Below are 14488 nucleotides of genomic sequence, written 5' to 3' on the forward strand. Positions count from 1 at the left end.
TTGCGGCACTTTGGCACACTTCATGCTGCACCTGCGAAAGCCGGCAACGGGGCCGGCTGACACAAGCAGGGGGTGAACGCTTGAAATTCATCATCGCCGTCATCAAGCCATACAAGCTCGACGAGGTGCGCGAAGCGCTCGGCGCAGTGGGCGTGGCCGGTATGACCGTATCGGAAGTGAAGGGTTTCGGTCGGCAAAAAGGCCAGACCGAGATTTACCGCGGCGCCGAGTATTCGACCAACATGCTGCCGAAAGTGAAGCTGGAGATTGCCACCAGCGACGATCTCGCCCCGCAAGTCGTCGAGACGATCCAGCAGACCGCCAGCAGCGAAGCGATCGGCGACGGGAAGATTTTCGTTCTCGACCTCGCCAGCGCGACCCGCATCCGCACCGGCGAAACCGGCGATACGGCCCTGTGACGATGAAGGATACCAAGATGCTCCGTACCCTTACCCGCGCCGGCGCCACGGCTGCCGCGCTGCTCGTGCCTGCTGCAGCCTATGCGCAGGAAGCTGCAGAGGCTGCCGCCGCCGTGCCTAATCCCGGCAACAATGCCTGGATGATGACCGCCACGGTGCTGGTCATGCTCATGATCCTGCCCGGTCTTGCCCTGTTCTATGGCGGCCTCACCCGCTCGAAGAACATGCTGTCCACCATGACCCAGATCGGCGCGACCGCGTCGCTCGCCATGCTCGTTTGGGTAATGTGGGGCTATTCCACGGCATTCGGCCCCGAAGGCAACGCATTCTTCAGCTGGGGCAACCTGTTCCTTGCGCAGACTGACGCATCCAGCACGGCCGCGACCTTCACCGACGAGGTGATCAGCGAATTCGTCTTCATCAGCTTCCAGATGACCTTTGCGGCCATCACCGCCGCGCTGATCCTCGGCGCGACGGCGGAGCGCATGAAGTTCAATGCCGTCATGCTGTTCGTACCGCTGTGGCTGACGGTCGTCTATTTCCCGATAGCCCACATGGTCTGGGCAGGGGGCGGCCTGCTGTTCGAGGACGGCGCACTCGACTTCGCTGGCGGCACAGTCGTGCACATCAACGCCGGTGTTTCGGGCCTCGTGCTCGCCTATCTGCTGGGCAAGCGCCGCGGCTATCCCGCGGAGCCCATGCCCCCGCACAGCCTGACGCTGACCATGGTCGGAACCGGCTTGCTGTGGGTGGGCTGGTTCGGTTTCAACGCCGGCAGTGCGCTGGAAGCCGATGCATCGGCAGGTCTCGCGATGATCAACACCTTTGTCGCGACCGCGGCCGGTGCGCTGACCTGGATGGTGATCGAGCGGATGGCTGGTCACAAGGGAAGTGCGCTGGGCTTCTGCTCGGGCGTAATCGCCGGCTTGGTCGCGGTGACCCCCGCAGCCGGAAACAGCGGCCCGTTCGGTGCGATCCTGCTGGGCATCGTCAGCGCTGCCGTGTGCTATCTCTTCGTCGCCAAAATCAAGGCAAAGCTCGGCTACGACGATAGCCTCGACGCCTTCGGCATCCACGGCATCGGCGGGATTGTCGGCGCGATCGGCACCGCGATCGTGTACCAGCCCTTCCTGGCCGGACCGGGAGACGGTTCGGTGGCGCTGGGCGCACAGCTCTGGGTCCAGATTTTCAGCGTCCTCGTCACCATCGCCTGGGCCGGTATCGGCACGCTCATCGTGGGCTTCATCGTCAAGGCGGTGGTCGGCCTCCGGGTGACCGAAGAAGCCGAAGTCGATGGGCTCGACATCACCGAACACGGGGAGCGCGCATATAACTGAACGCTGACCCAAACCGTTCGGCGGGGGCGCCGACACTCTCTCCTCTCTCTCAAACGGCGCCCTCGCCCACCCATGTTCCTCCTGCGAACATCCAACCTCTCGAAGGGCCGGGCACTCCCCGGCCCTCTTTTTTCGCTGAATTGCTGATGTGACTCGAATGCTACGCGCAATGACCAAAATATTTCACAAGCATTGTCAGCCCTTGCAATTTTGTGACTCCGGCGGGATTTGTGCTCGTGTTGACAGGGCGCAAAGCCCTGCGTGGAGGAGAGAAATCATGAAAAACCTACACCAGAGGCGCACCGCGCGACTGGCGGCCTTGCTGGCCGGTTGCGGGCTTTCCGCACTGGCAGCCCCGGTGGCCGCGCAGGTCGCGGAACAGGTCGAAGGCGACACCGACGTCATCATCGTGACCGCGACCAAACGGGACTCCACCATCCAGGACGTGCCGTTCTCGATCAACGCGCAGACCCAAGAAGACATCCAGAAATCGGGCGCGGGTAATCTCGAAGACCTGTCGCGCAGCGTCGCTGGCCTCTCGGTCCAGAATCTCGGGCCGGGCCAGAGCCAGGTCTCGGTTCGCGGCGTTTCGGCCGGCCAGGTCGTGCGCGACCAGCCGGGCGTGAAGGAACAGGTCGGCGTCTATCTCGACGAAAGCGTGATCTCGCTGTCGCTCTTTACGCCCGATCTCGACCTGTTCGATCTCAATCGCGTCGAGACGTTGCGCGGTCCGCAGGGCACGCTGTTCGGTTCGGGCAGCGTCGGCGGCACCATCCGCTACATTACCAACCAGCCGCTGGTCGGCGTGACCGAGGGTCTGATCGAGGGCAATGTCAATCTCGTCGATGGCGACGATATCGGCTGGCACGGCAAGGGCATGATCAATCTGCCGCTGGGCCAGCGCGCGGCGCTTCGTGCGGTCGGCTACTACACGCAATATGGCGGTTTCATCAACGCGATCGGCCCCGCAGGCGGCGAGGACGTCAATACCGGCGAACGCTATGGCGGGCGGCTGGCGCTGACCATCGATACGGGCGAAGGCTTCAGCCTGACGCCGCGCATCGTCTATCAGAAGATCACTGCCGACGGTTTCAACCGGCAGGAAATCTTCAACCTTTACGCCAATCCTTTCCGTACCAATCCCACCACGTTCGACGAGCGCGAGCAGTATCTGAAGCTGCGCGAAGCCTTCGAGGATGAGACGCTTATCGCCGATCTCGTCGCCGAGGCAGAATTGGGCCCGGTTACGCTGACATCGGTCAGCTCCTACACCAATCGCGACATCTTGGTGAGCCGCGATGCGAGCGCGCTAACCGGCTCCGTGTCGGTCGATCTCGGCTATCCGAATGCGGCCGTCAATCTGCCGTCGAACCTGCGCGATACGACCGACGTCAACGCCATCACGCAGGAATTGCGGTTCTCCAGCAACGACACGGGGCCGTTCCAGTGGGTCGTCGGCGGCTTCTATTCGAGCACCGATCGCTTCTATCGCCAGCGCCTGCCCACGCCGGGGTATGCCGCGGCGACCGACGCAGTGCTCGGGGCCGGGACCTCGGCCGCGGTCGCCAATGGCTTCCCCAATCTCGATTCGCCCTACAATGCCGACCTGCCCTACGAGCTGGAGCAGATCGCCATCTTCGGCGAAGCGACCTATGCGCTCACCGATGCCTTCGACGTTACGGTCGGCGCGCGTTATTACGATTTCGAGGAAAGCCGGCGGTTCGTGTCGGGCGGGCTGTTCGCCAATGGCGACAACGTAGCCGATACGACGTCCTCCGACGGGGTCAGCCCGCGCGTTTTGCTGAGCTACGACGTGAACGATACGGTGACCCTCAATGCGCAGGCGTCGAAGGGCTTCCGGCTCGGCGGGGTAAACGATCCGCTGAACATTACCCTCTGCTCGGACGAGGACGAGGCACTGTTCGGATCGTTCCAGAGCTATGACGACGAGAGCCTGTGGAACTACGAAGTCGGCGCCAAGGCGCAAGGGCGCGGGTTTTACGCCAATGTTGCGGCTTTCTACAACGACATCAGCGACCTGCAGGTGACGCTGGATGCAGGCAGCTGCTCCTCGCGCATCGTGTTCAACGTACCCGATGCGCATTCGATGGGTGCGGAGGCCGAAATCGGCTTTTCGCCCTCGCCGGGGCTGGACTTCGTCTTCGCGGGCAGTCTGATCGAAGCGGAATTCGACTCGACGCTTCCGGGCGAGCTGGCCGTGGCGACGGGCATTCGCGAAGGCAACCGTCTGCCCTCGGTCCCGAAGTTACAGTTCAGCGCTTCGGGTAGTTACGAATTCCCGGTCGCGGCAAATGCCGATGCCTATATCGCGGCATCGTGGAGCCATGTCGGCAATCGCTTCACCCAGCCTGCCGACCAGGAAAACAACCCCCGCACCTTCGTGGCGGGCCTGCCGTTTGGTGGGGCTCCGGCCGACGCATCGACCACGGTCGATCTGCTGTTGCCGTCCTACAATCTCGTCAATTTGAATGCGGGTGTCGATCTGACCTCGGGCCTGTCGCTGGTGGTCTATGTCAACAACCTGCTCGACGAGAACGCGTTGCTGAGCTTCGATCGCGAACGCGGAGGGCGAGCACGTCTGGGATATAGCGTCAGTACGCCGCGGACGATCGGCGTGACAGTCCGCCAGAGCTTCTAGGGGCATCGCAAAAATCAGAGGGGCCGGGGAGCGATCTCCGGCCCCTTTTTCATGTCCCGATCAGGCAGCCAGCGCGTTCTCGACGAAGTCGGCGCAACGTTCGCCGATCATGATGCTAGGCGCATTGGTGTTGCCGCTGACGAGGCGCGGCATGATGCTGGCATCGGCGATGTAGAGCCCGTCGATCCCGCGCGCCTTCAGGGTCGGATCGACCACCGCGTCGGCATCGGCACCCATGCGGCAGGTGCCGACCGGGTGATACACCGTGTCGGCACGGCTGCGGATCAGATCGTCGAGCTGCTCGTCATTGTCGAGGTCGATGGCGTAACGGTCCTTCGGTTCGTAGCGCGCAAGGCTGGGCGAGGATGCGATCCGGTGCGACAGGCGCACCCCTGCACGCAGCGTCGCGATATCGCGATCGTCATCGAGGAAGTTGGGATCGATGCGCGGCGCATGGCTCGCATCGCGGCTGTCGAGGCGCACCGTGCCGCGGCTTTCAGGCCGCAGCACGCAGGCGTGAAGGGAGAAACCGTGACCCTTTACCTTCTCGCGACCGTGATCCTCCAGCATGGCGGGCACGAAATGCCACTGCACATCCGGCGCCGGGGCGTCGGGCATGACCTTCCAGAATCCCCCAGCCTCGGCATAGGGCGTGGTCATGATGCCGGTGCGCTTGCGGCGGTGCTCGACGATGGCCTTGGCCATGCGCACGGACCCCGCCAGGCTGTCGCCGATGAAGTCCTTGCTCTGCGTTTCCCAACTGGAAACATAGTCGATGTGGTCCTGCAGGTCCGATCCGACGGCAGGCTTGTCGAGCTTCACTTCGATTCCGTGCTCGCGCAGGTGTTCGGCGGGGCCGATCCCCGACAGCATCAGGATCTGAGGAGAATTGAACGCGCCCGCCGACAGCACCACTGCCCCGCGCGCTCTCACGGTCCGCTCTTTCCCGCCCACCGTATAGGTTACGCCGGTAACGCGGCCATCCTCGATCTCCAGCCGCTGGACCGTGACGCCGATACGCACGTCGAGGTTCTTCGACTTGCGCCTTGGCTCGACATAGGCGCGCGAGGCGGACCAGCGCTCGCCGTCCTTCTGCGTCACCTGGTACATGCCGAAGCCCGCCTGCGTTTCGCCGTTGAAATCGGCGTTGCGCGGCAATTGCAGCTGTGCTGCAGCTTCGACGAACGCGAGGCTTCCGGGGTTGGGCCATTTCTGGTCGCTCACCCATAGCGGGCCATCGTCGCCGTGGTATTCGTTCTCGCCGCGGACATTGTGCTCGGCGCGTTTGAAATAGGGCAGCACGTCGTCGTAGCTCCAGCCGGAGCAGCCAAGCGAGGCCCAATTGTCGTAATCCCAGCTATTGCCGCGGATATAGACCATTGCGTTGATCGCCGAAGAGCCGCCGAGCCCGCGACCGCGCGGTTGATAGCCGGTGCGACCGTTCAGCCCCTTCTGCGGCACCGTTTCGTAGCGATAATTCGATTTATCGGTAAGGAAGGGCATGAAGCCCGGCGTCTTGATCAGGAAGGTGTCGTTGCGTCCACCCGCCTCCAGCAGGCACACGCGCTTGCCCGTATCGGCCAGCCGCCCCGAGACCGCACTGCCCGCACTGCCGCCGCCGACGACGATGACGTCGAATTCATCCATGATATCTCCTCTCGAATCGAGAGGTTAGGCAGCCTCGGCCTCCCCCGCAATCGGGTTTTCGGATGAAACGGATTTTCCTTCCGGGGCCTGTCGCGCGAGCCAGCGCGCGCGGATCTGGTCGGACGTTTCGCGGCTGCCGTCATGCGTCCAGCCGGGTTCGCGCAGGAGATAGCCGAGCTTGCTGCCCCACGGCGCGCGCCACATGTCCTGCGCAATGCCGACCCATTCGTGAAATACGGCCCATAGCAGGTTGAAGCTGCCGAGCTGCCTGACGATGCCGTAGCGGATCTTTTCGTCCTTCACCTCCGGCTCGAAGGTGCCGAACAGCTTGTCCCAGATGATGAATACGCCCGCGTAATTGCGGTCGAGGTAGCGCGGATTGGTCGCGTGATGCACGCGATGGTGGCTCGGTGTGTTCATCACCGCCTCGAACCAGCGCGGCATCTTGTCGATCGCCTCGGTATGGATCCAGAACTGGTAGATAAGGTTGAACCCGCCTGCGAGCGCGATCATGCCGGGGTGGAAACCAAGCAGCACCAGCGGCAGGGCGAAGGCGAAGCCCAGCGTCATGAAGCCAGTCCAGGTCTGGCGGAGCGCCGTGCTGAGATTGTAATGCTGGCTGGAATGGTGGTTTACATGGCTCGCCCAGAACCAGCGCACGCGGTGGCCGAAGCGGTGAACCCAGTAATATTTGAGATCGTCGAGCACGAAGCACAGCGCGAAGGCCCACCAGCTCCAGCCGATGTCGAACAGGCGAAATTGCCACACCCACAGGAACAGCGCGAAGAACAGCCCGCCAAAGATCAGCCCGCTGACTGTGCTGCCGAGACCGAAGGCGAGGCTCGTCAGCGTGTCGCGCGGCTCGTAGGCCTCACGCCGCTTGCGTGCGGCCCAGATCATTTCAATCAGGACCAGCGCGACGAAGCCGGGCACGGCCAGTTCGGTGGGCGAGAAATCGGGCATGACTAAGCAGTCTTTATCGCTTCTATCGCCTGCATCCAAGCTGAAGCATCCGCCAGCGAAAGCCTGGCCTTGCCGTATCGCTTTTCTGCCGTGTCGATGACGAGTGCCCCATCGTCGAGCTTCGCATGGGCCTGCGCGGTCAGCAGGCGACCGGCAAAATGCGAACCATGGGGTCGCAGCAACAGGATCCGTCCCTGGGCGTCGCGAAGCAGCGCGCCGTGCCCGTGGCTGTCGCGTCCAATAGCGACCGGCTCGAAGCCGCTGACGGCCTCTTCGGCGGCCTCGACTGCAGCATCATCGTCCTCCAATCGTGGTGTCGGGCCAAGCTTGAGCTGCCATGCGAGCGCGGAGAGCACCAGGATGGCGGCAAGCGATCCGAGGAATTGGAAAAAGGCGGGCGGAAGGTCCATGGCGAATGGCGATTTGGCATGGCGCGCAAATTGCGGCAAGCAGGCCGCATCAAGGAGATGCCGAGCATGAAATTCACCGCCCTTCTCGCTGCAACCGCCATCGCTACCGCCACCCCGCTGGTCGCTCAGTCAACCGATCCCATCGCGGCGGTCGAGGCCGAACGCGAACGCACCCAGCGCGTGGCGCGCGAAATCTGGGAACTCGCTGAGCTCGGCTATCTCGAAACGCAATCGAGCGGCCTGCTGGTGGACGAGTTGCAGGGCGAGGGCTTTGCCATCCGTCCCGGGGTGGCCGGCATTCCGACGGCTTTCGTCGCGGAGTGGGGCAGCGGCGGACCGGTCATCGGCTTGCTGGCCGAATTCGACGCGTTGCCGGGCATCAACCAGTCCACTTCGCCCAATCGCGACCCGATCGAGGGCAAGAACGCCGGGCACGCCTGCGGACACAATCTGTTCGGTGCGGGCTCGCTGACGGCGGCCATCGCCATCAAGAACTGGCTCGAGGCCACGGGCACGCCGGGACGCGTGCGCCTCTATGGCACGCCTGCCGAAGAAGGTGGCTCGGGCAAGGTCTACATGGCCCGAGCGGGCCTTTTCGACGATGCCGATTTCGTGATCGACTGGCACCCTGCGGACCGGAACTCCGCCGCCTCGCGCATGAGCCTTGCCAATCGCTCGGGCAAGTTTCGGTTCCGCGGCATTTCGGCCCATGCGGCAGGCGCGCCGGAGCGCGGGCGCAGTGCGCTCGACGGGGTCGAGGCGATGAACATGATGGTCAACATGATGCGCGAGCACACGACGATGGATACGCGCATCCACTATGTCATCACCGAGGGCGGTGCCGCACCGAACGTGGTGCCCGATTTCGCCGAAGTATTTTACTACGTCCGCCATTCCGACGCCGACGAAGTGCGGGCGCTCTGGCCTCGGCTCGAGGCGGCGGCCAAGGGAGCTGCCATGGGCACCGGCACCGAGGTGGATTGGGAGATCATTCATGGCAACAATCCGACGCTACCGCTCGAGTCGCTGCAACTGATGATGACCGAAAAGCTGCGTCAGCTGGAACCGCTCGACTATTCGGCCGAGGAACTGGCATGGGCCCGCGAAATCCGCGAGAGCCTTGGCGAGGACGCGCCTGAGCTGTCGCAGGCGAAGGAGATCGAGGATTACGAGGTGAAGACTGGCTACGGCTCGACCGATGTCGGTGATGTTTCGCGCGCGGTGCCGACGGTCAGCGTGCGGACTGCCACCTGGGTGCCGGGAACCGCTGCGCATAGCTGGCAGGCAGTCGCGGCGAGCGGGCACAGCTATGGTGCGAAAGGCACCCAGCATGCGGCCAAGGCGATGATCCTCGCGGCGGTTGAACTCTATACAAACCCCGACCTTCGCGAGCGGGCGAAAGCAGAGTTCACCCAGGCGCGCGGCGAGGACTATGTGTACGAATCGCTGCTCGGCGACCGCGACCCGCCGCTCGACTACCGTCGCTGATCAGTCGGAAGACTGCCCGGTGAGCATGTCGATCGTCGGGCGGACCGGGGCGATCGAATAGCCGCCCGCTTCGGCGCAGGCCGCGATTTCATCGGGATCCCGGCCGCGTTTTGCTTCGGCCATGGCCCAGAGCAGGGTCGAGCGCGTGCCCGAGCGGCAGAAGCCGAGTACCGGGCCATCGGCACTGGCGATTGCATTCTCCAGCGCATCGACCTGTTCTAGGCTGAAGCCCGCATGCGTGACCGGAATGGCGACGTAGCGGAGACCCGCTGCCCGGGCCGCCGATTCGATCTCTGCCCCTGCCGGCTGGTCCGCCGATTCATCGTCGGGGCGGTTGTTCACGATCAGGGTGATGCCCATGGCCGCGGCCTGCGACACGTCCGCCGGATTAATCTGCGGGCTGGCATAGAAGCCGTCGTCGATCTTGCGGAAATCGGTCATGCTGCGTCTCCCGTGGCGGCTGCGCGCGTCGCTTCACGGCGGCGACGCTGGACGATGTTCAGGATCTCGACGCCGACCGAGAAGCCCATGGCGGCATAGATATAGCCTTTCGGCACATGGAAGCCGAAGCCGTCGGCGATCAGCACCAGTCCGATCATCACCAGGAAGGCGAGCGCCAGCATGACCAGTGTCGGGTTCTTCTCGATGAACTTGGCGAGCGGATCGGCCGCGACCATCATGATGCCCACGGTGATGACCACCGCCGTGACCATGATCGGAATATCGTCCGTCATGCCGACCGCGGTGAGGATCGAATCGACCGAGAAGACGAGGTCGATGGCCACGATCTGCGCGATGACCGCGCCGAAGGTCGCGGTCGCCGCGGCGGCCACGCCGGGGGTCTTGTCGAGCAGATCGCCCGAATCGTCCTCCGGCTCCATGGAATGGTGAATTTCCTTGGTGGCCTTCCAGAGAAGGAACAGGCCGCCGACCAGGAGGATGAGGTCACGGCCCGAGAATGCAGTCTCGAAGCTGGCCTTGTTGGTTCCCTCGACCGGCGGGCCAACGATGCCGAGATCGAAGATCGGGGTCTGCAGCGTCACCAGCCAGCCGATCAGCATCAACATGCCGATCCGCATGATCAGTGCCAGCGCGAGGCCGATGCGCCGCGCCTTTTGTTGCTGGTGCTCCGGCAGCTTGTTCGACAGAATCGCGATGAAGATGAGATTATCGACCCCCAGCACCACTTCGAGCGCGATGAGAGTGAGCAGGGCCAGCCACGCGGCCGGATCGGTGAGCAGGGCCATGATGTCCATGCGGCGGCCTTTGCCAAGCACCGCGACCGCACGCAAGCGAAAGGACCCGTCTGGCTCCCTTGCGAAAATGTCACAATTTCAGGCCAGAAGGGCGAACAGAGCTAAATCATTCGCAAGAAGCGATGTTTGTCGCTATGGTCGAGGTAATTGCGGGTCGACGCGCGGGTGGCGCTCGGCGCGCCACCGGTGCGCACAGCAGTCCACGCGCCGGTGACTGAAGGAACACGGGCTGCACGAAGGTACTGTTCGGATTATGGGTTACGACAAAGGGCGCCGTCGCGGTCGAGATAAGCGCGATGGTTTCGGGGAGGACAGTTTCGATCCGTTCGGCGGTCCGCCGGCAGATTTCGCTCCGCACGATTCGTTTCGCGACAATCGCGGTGGCGGTGATCGCTACGGCGGCGGAGGCGGCGGCGACCGCTTCGGTGGCGGCAATCGCGGCGGCGGTGGCGGCGGCTTCGGCGGCGGCAACCGTGGCGGCGGCGGTGGTGGCGGTGGCGGTTTCAACCGCATGCCCGCCCAGGTCGTCGGCACCGGCAAGGGCACGGTGAAGTTCTTCAACAGCCAGAAAGGCTTCGGCTTCATCCAGCAGGAAACCGGCGGTGAAGACGTTTTCGTCCACATCAGTGCTGTCGAGCGCGCAGGTCTCGAAGGCCTCGCCGAAGGGCAGGAGCTGGAATTCAACCTCGTCGATCGCGGCGGAAAGGTTTCGGCGCAGGACCTGCAGGTCGTCGGCGATGTGATCGAAGTCGAGCAGCGCAGCGCCGCTCCGCGCCGCGAGCTGACCGGCGAGAAGGCGACGGGAACGGTGAAGTTCTTCAATTCGATGAAGGGCTTCGGCTTCCTTACCCGCGACGACGGCCAGCCGGATGCATTCGTGCACATCAGCGCAGTCGAGCGTTCGGGCCTGTCGGGTATCGACGAGGGCCAGCGCTACGAGTTCGACCTTGAGGTCGACCGACGCGGCAAATATTCGGCGGTCAATCTCGTTCCGGTCCAGGAGTGAGCCATGCCGACCGCGACCGGGTTTGACCCGGACCGCGCAAGGCAATAGATCGCTGGCAATCACGCAGATGGCGGTTCCGCAAGGGCCGCCATTTGTCTTTCAATTCACCTCACGCTTGCTGGAGGCCCCATGTCGATTACCCCGTTGATGCCCGTCTATCCCCGTTGCGGCGTTCGCCCCGTGCGCGGCGAGCATTGCCACCTGATCGACGAAGACGGTACGCGCTATCTCGATTTCGCCAGCGGGATCGCGGTGAACCTTCTCGGGCACAGCCACGAAGGCCTTATCGGCGCGATCCAGAGGCAGGCGGAAACGCTGATGCATGTCTCCAACCTCTACGGCAGCCCGCAGGGTGAGGCCTTGGCGCAACGGCTGGTCGACAAGACATTTGCCGACACGGTCTTCTTCACCAATTCCGGTGCCGAGGCAGTGGAATGTGCGATCAAGACGGCGCGCGCCTATCACCAGCACGAAGGGGGCGATCCGAACCGCACCGAGCTGATCACCTTCACCAACGCCTTTCACGGCCGGACGATGGCCACGATCAGCGCATCCAACCAGGAAAAGATGCACAAGGGTTTCTACCCGATGCTCGCTGGCTTCCAATATGCCGAATTCGATAATCTCGACCACGCCAGATCGCTGATGAGCGACAAGACCGCCGGCTTCCTGGTCGAACCGATTCAGGGTGAAGGCGGCATCCGCCCGGGCTCGGAGGAGTTCATTCGTGGCCTGCGCCAACTGGCCGACGAAAACGATCTCATGCTGGTGTTCGATGAGGTCCAGTGTGGCGTAGCCCGTACCGGCAAGCTGTATGCCTATGAGCATTACGGCATCGAACCCGACATCATGGCGACCGCCAAGGGCATCGGCGGAGGCTTCCCGCTCGGGGCCTGCCTTGCGACGGAAAAGGCTGCGCGTGGCATGGGCTTCGGCACCCACGGCTCTACCTACGGTGGAAACCCGCTGGCCATGGCGGCCGGAATGGCCGTGATGGACGCAGTTGCCAACGATGAATTCCTGGCGGAGGTTACCGAGAAAGGCGATCGCCTGCGGGCGCGGCTGGAACAGTTCATCGGCAATTATCCCGACCTGTTCGAGCTGGTGCGGGGCAAGGGCCTCATGCTTGGCATCAAGATGAAAGTCGAAAGTCGGCCTTTCTTCGTGCACCTGCGCGACAACCACCAGCTGCTGACGGTGGCCGCGGGTGACAAGACGCTGCGTGTTCTGCCGCCGCTTGTTGCTGGGGATGCGGAATTCGACGAATTTCTCGAAAAGCTCTCGGCCGGCGCTGCAAGCTTCGACGTCGCCGCTGCTGCCTGATGGCGGGAGGGGCCCATACGCCAGTCCTCGCTCCGACGGTGAGGCATTTTCTCGATCTGTCGGATGCGGGCGGGGATGCGCTGGCAGCCATGCTGGCCGATGCGCAGGACCGGAAGGCCGCTCGCCGCGCCTGGCCCAAGGGCAAGGCCGACGCAGACGCCCCGCTGGCCGGGCATGTCCTCGGCATGATCTTCGAGAAGAACTCGACTCGCACGCGGGTCAGTTTCGATGTCGGCATGCGGCAATTGGGCGGGACCACGCTGATCCTCGATTCGGGCACCAGCCAACTTGGCCGCGGCGAGAGCATCGCCGATACTGCCCGCGTTCTCAGCCGGATGGTCGATGCGATCATGATCCGCACCGATGATCATGCAAAGGCCGAGGAGCTGGCGCACAATGCCAGCGTACCGGTAATCAACGGCCTGACCGACCGCTCCCACCCATGTCAGATCGTCGCCGACCTGTTGACGATGGTCGAGCATGGAAAGGCGCTCCCGGGGCTCGAACTCGCCTGGCTGGGTGACGGCAACAACGTCCTGCATTCGCTTCTTGAAGCGGCGGGTATCTTCAAGTTCAACGTGCGGGTCGGCACGCCTCAGGGCTATGGACCCGAGCCGGCTTTCGTCGCGATGGCACGCGAGGCTGGCTCGCGTGTCCTGCTCACGCAAGATGCGCATGAGGCTGCATCGGGTGCCGACATCGTCGTGACTGATACGTGGGTCTCGATGGGCCAGGAGCATGTGCACAACAAGCTCGCGGCCATGGCGCCGTTCCAGGTGGATGCCGACCTTATGGCGCAGGCGAAACCCGACGCGCGTTTCCTGCATTGCCTGCCCGCCCATGTCGGCGACGAGGTGAGCGAAGCGGTTTTCGAGAGCGAACAATCGCTCGTATTCGACGAAGCCGAGAACCGGATCCATGCGCAGAAGTCGATCCTGCTTTGGTGTTTCGGCAAGCTCTGACTGCCCTGTAAATAACGTCGTCCGTCCCCATATGGGTCCGATGAACCAGACGAACCCCGTTCCCGAACACAATCCTCAGGAAGTCTACGCCGACAAGCTGCTCGGTTTCACCATCCCGTCACGCAATGCACGCGGACGGATGGTCCGGCTGGACGAACCGCTGGATGCCATACTTGCTGCGCATGATTATCCCGCTCCGATCAGGCACCTGCTGGCCGAAGCGCTCGTTCTCACGACGCTGATGGGTGGCCTGTTGAAAGGCGATGGTTCGCAAGTAACGATGCAGGCCCAGACCGAGGCTGGTGCCGTCAATCTGCTCGTCTGCGACTACAAGGACGGTGATCTTCGTGGCTACGTCGATTTCGACCAAGGCAAGCTCGCGGAACTAGGGGCCAATCCCAGCCTTTTCGCGCTCTTCGGCAAGGGGTACCTCGCGATCACCTTCGACGTGGCGGGCAAGCAGGGGCGGTATCAGGGCATCGTGCCGCTGGAGGGCGACAGCCTGTCACAAGCGTGCGAGAGCTATTTCTTTCAGTCCGAGCAAGTCCCGACACTGATCCGCTGCGCGGTGCGAAGCGATGGCCAGGGGTGCGTGGCGGCCGGCATGCTGGTCCAGCATCTTCCCGACGGCGAGGAAGGACGCGAGCGCCTGCACACGCGGCTCGATCATCCCGAGTGGGAGCATGTGGCGATAATGTCCGGATCGCTGCGTCACGAGGAACTGCTGGACCCGACGCTGTCGCTGGAGGCGATGGTCTGGCGGCTGTTTCACGAAGAAAGCGAAGTGCGCATCCAGCCGGGCGCTGACATCAGCCGCGGCTGCCGCTGCACGATCGGGCATTACGAACAGGTTCTGGCGCGGTTTCCGGAGGAAGATCGCCAGGACATGCGCAACAGCGAGGGGCTGATCCTGGTGGATTGTGCCTTTTGTTCCAAGCAGTTTGCCATCGCAGCCTGACGCTTTGTCGATCCGGCAACTCCGTTCAAGGTTTTGGGTGTATCAGGAACGAATCACCGG

Annotated in this window: 13 protein-coding genes; 8 read left to right on the plus strand and 5 right to left on the minus strand. The window is 63.4% G+C overall.

Annotation, left to right across the window (positions count from 1 at the left end; all coding sequences use genetic code 11):
* Positions 1-80: 80 nt before the first annotated feature.
* The 3 genes from P8Q88_RS08500 (at position 81) to P8Q88_RS08510 (ending at position 4415) form a co-directional block, all read left to right on the plus strand.
* Positions 81-419: a P-II family nitrogen regulator gene (locus tag P8Q88_RS08500; protein WP_278323420.1), complete on the plus strand. Its 339-nt coding sequence runs from the start codon at positions 81-83 to the stop codon at positions 417-419.
* A gap of 17 nt (positions 420-436) precedes the next feature.
* The gene (locus tag P8Q88_RS08505; protein ID WP_278323421.1) at positions 437-1756 is read left to right on the plus strand and encodes an ammonium transporter; all 1320 of its coding nucleotides are present in this window, start codon (positions 437-439) and stop codon (positions 1754-1756) included.
* Positions 1757-2033: 277 nt separating this feature from the next.
* Positions 2034-4415, plus strand: coding sequence for a TonB-dependent receptor (locus tag P8Q88_RS08510; protein ID WP_278323422.1), 2382 nt, complete (start codon positions 2034-2036; stop codon positions 4413-4415).
* 60 nt (positions 4416-4475) lie between these two features.
* Here P8Q88_RS08510 and P8Q88_RS08515 read toward each other — a convergent pair whose 3' ends face one another.
* Genes P8Q88_RS08515 through P8Q88_RS08525 form a run of 3 tightly spaced genes read right to left on the minus strand, consistent with a single transcriptional unit; the run spans position 4476 to position 7435 of the window.
* Positions 4476-6062, minus strand: coding sequence for a GMC family oxidoreductase (locus P8Q88_RS08515; RefSeq protein WP_278323423.1), 1587 nt, complete (start codon positions 6060-6062; stop codon positions 4476-4478).
* 24 nt (positions 6063-6086) lie between these two features.
* Entirely contained in the window at positions 6087-7025 is a 939-nt protein-coding gene (locus tag P8Q88_RS08520) for a sterol desaturase family protein (RefSeq protein ID WP_278323424.1), read from the minus strand.
* Between the two features lie 2 nt (positions 7026-7027).
* A complete protein-coding gene (locus P8Q88_RS08525; protein WP_278323425.1) occupies positions 7028-7435 on the minus strand; it encodes a hypothetical protein in 408 nt (135 codons plus the stop codon).
* Between the two features lie 66 nt (positions 7436-7501).
* Here P8Q88_RS08525 and P8Q88_RS08530 point away from each other — a divergent pair, with 66 nt between their 5' ends.
* Complete coding sequence (locus P8Q88_RS08530) at positions 7502-8923, plus strand: amidohydrolase (protein ID WP_278323426.1); 1422 nt, start codon at positions 7502-7504, stop codon at positions 8921-8923.
* Here the strand turns inward: P8Q88_RS08530 and P8Q88_RS08535 are convergent, their stop codons facing one another.
* Positions 8924-9364, minus strand: a complete 441-nt coding sequence (locus tag P8Q88_RS08535) for a protein tyrosine phosphatase family protein (RefSeq protein ID WP_278323427.1) — start codon at positions 9362-9364, stop codon at positions 8924-8926.
* On the minus strand, positions 9361-10179 hold the full coding sequence (locus P8Q88_RS08540) for a TerC family protein (protein ID WP_278323428.1): 819 nt from the start codon (positions 10177-10179) through the stop codon (positions 9361-9363). Before P8Q88_RS08540 ends, P8Q88_RS08535 begins: the two co-directional genes overlap by 4 nt.
* Positions 10180-10432: 253 nt before the next feature.
* Here P8Q88_RS08540 and P8Q88_RS08545 point away from each other — a divergent pair, with 253 nt between their 5' ends.
* The 4 genes from P8Q88_RS08545 to hslO all read left to right on the plus strand — a co-directional run bounded on the left by P8Q88_RS08545 (position 10433) and on the right by hslO (position 14428).
* Positions 10433-11185, plus strand: coding sequence for a cold-shock protein (locus P8Q88_RS08545; RefSeq protein ID WP_278323429.1), 753 nt, complete (start codon positions 10433-10435; stop codon positions 11183-11185).
* A 129-nt stretch (positions 11186-11314) separates the two neighbouring features.
* On the plus strand, positions 11315-12508 hold the full coding sequence (locus P8Q88_RS08550) for an aspartate aminotransferase family protein (RefSeq protein WP_278323430.1): 1194 nt from the start codon (positions 11315-11317) through the stop codon (positions 12506-12508).
* Positions 12508-13470 (plus strand): ornithine carbamoyltransferase, encoded by a 963-nt coding sequence (gene argF / locus P8Q88_RS08555; RefSeq protein WP_278323431.1) that lies wholly within the window; start codon positions 12508-12510, stop codon positions 13468-13470. Before P8Q88_RS08550 ends, argF begins: the two co-directional genes overlap by 1 nt.
* 40 nt (positions 13471-13510) lie before the next feature.
* Positions 13511-14428, plus strand: coding sequence for an Hsp33 family molecular chaperone HslO (hslO, locus tag P8Q88_RS08560; protein WP_278323432.1), 918 nt, complete (start codon positions 13511-13513; stop codon positions 14426-14428).
* Positions 14429-14488: the final 60 nt, after the last annotated feature.

Source organism: Qipengyuania marincola (assembly GCF_029688625.1).
Taxonomy (GTDB): Bacteria; Pseudomonadota; Alphaproteobacteria; order Sphingomonadales; family Sphingomonadaceae; genus Qipengyuania.

Coding starts and splice junctions, on each gene's coding strand:
- P8Q88_RS08505 (WP_278323421.1), top strand. CDS start 437: ATGCTCCGTACCCTTACCCGCGCCGGCGCCACGGCTGCCGCGCTGCTC.
- P8Q88_RS08510 (WP_278323422.1), top strand. CDS start 2,034: ATGAAAAACCTACACCAGAGGCGCACCGCGCGACTGGCGGCCTTGCTG.
- P8Q88_RS08515 (WP_278323423.1), bottom strand. CDS start 6,062: ATGGATGAATTCGACGTCATCGTCGTCGGCGGCGGCAGTGCGGGCAGT.
- P8Q88_RS08520 (WP_278323424.1), bottom strand. CDS start 7,025: ATGCCCGATTTCTCGCCCACCGAACTGGCCGTGCCCGGCTTCGTCGCG.
- P8Q88_RS08525 (WP_278323425.1), bottom strand. CDS start 7,435: ATGGACCTTCCGCCCGCCTTTTTCCAATTCCTCGGATCGCTTGCCGCC.
- P8Q88_RS08530 (WP_278323426.1), top strand. CDS start 7,502: ATGAAATTCACCGCCCTTCTCGCTGCAACCGCCATCGCTACCGCCACC.
- P8Q88_RS08535 (WP_278323427.1), bottom strand. CDS start 9,364: ATGACCGATTTCCGCAAGATCGACGACGGCTTCTATGCCAGCCCGCAG.
- P8Q88_RS08540 (WP_278323428.1), bottom strand. CDS start 10,179: ATGGACATCATGGCCCTGCTCACCGATCCGGCCGCGTGGCTGGCCCTG.
- P8Q88_RS08545 (WP_278323429.1), top strand. CDS start 10,433: ATGGGTTACGACAAAGGGCGCCGTCGCGGTCGAGATAAGCGCGATGGT.
- P8Q88_RS08550 (WP_278323430.1), top strand. CDS start 11,315: ATGTCGATTACCCCGTTGATGCCCGTCTATCCCCGTTGCGGCGTTCGC.
- argF (WP_278323431.1), top strand. CDS start 12,508: ATGGCGGGAGGGGCCCATACGCCAGTCCTCGCTCCGACGGTGAGGCAT.
- hslO (WP_278323432.1), top strand. CDS start 13,511: ATGAACCAGACGAACCCCGTTCCCGAACACAATCCTCAGGAAGTCTAC.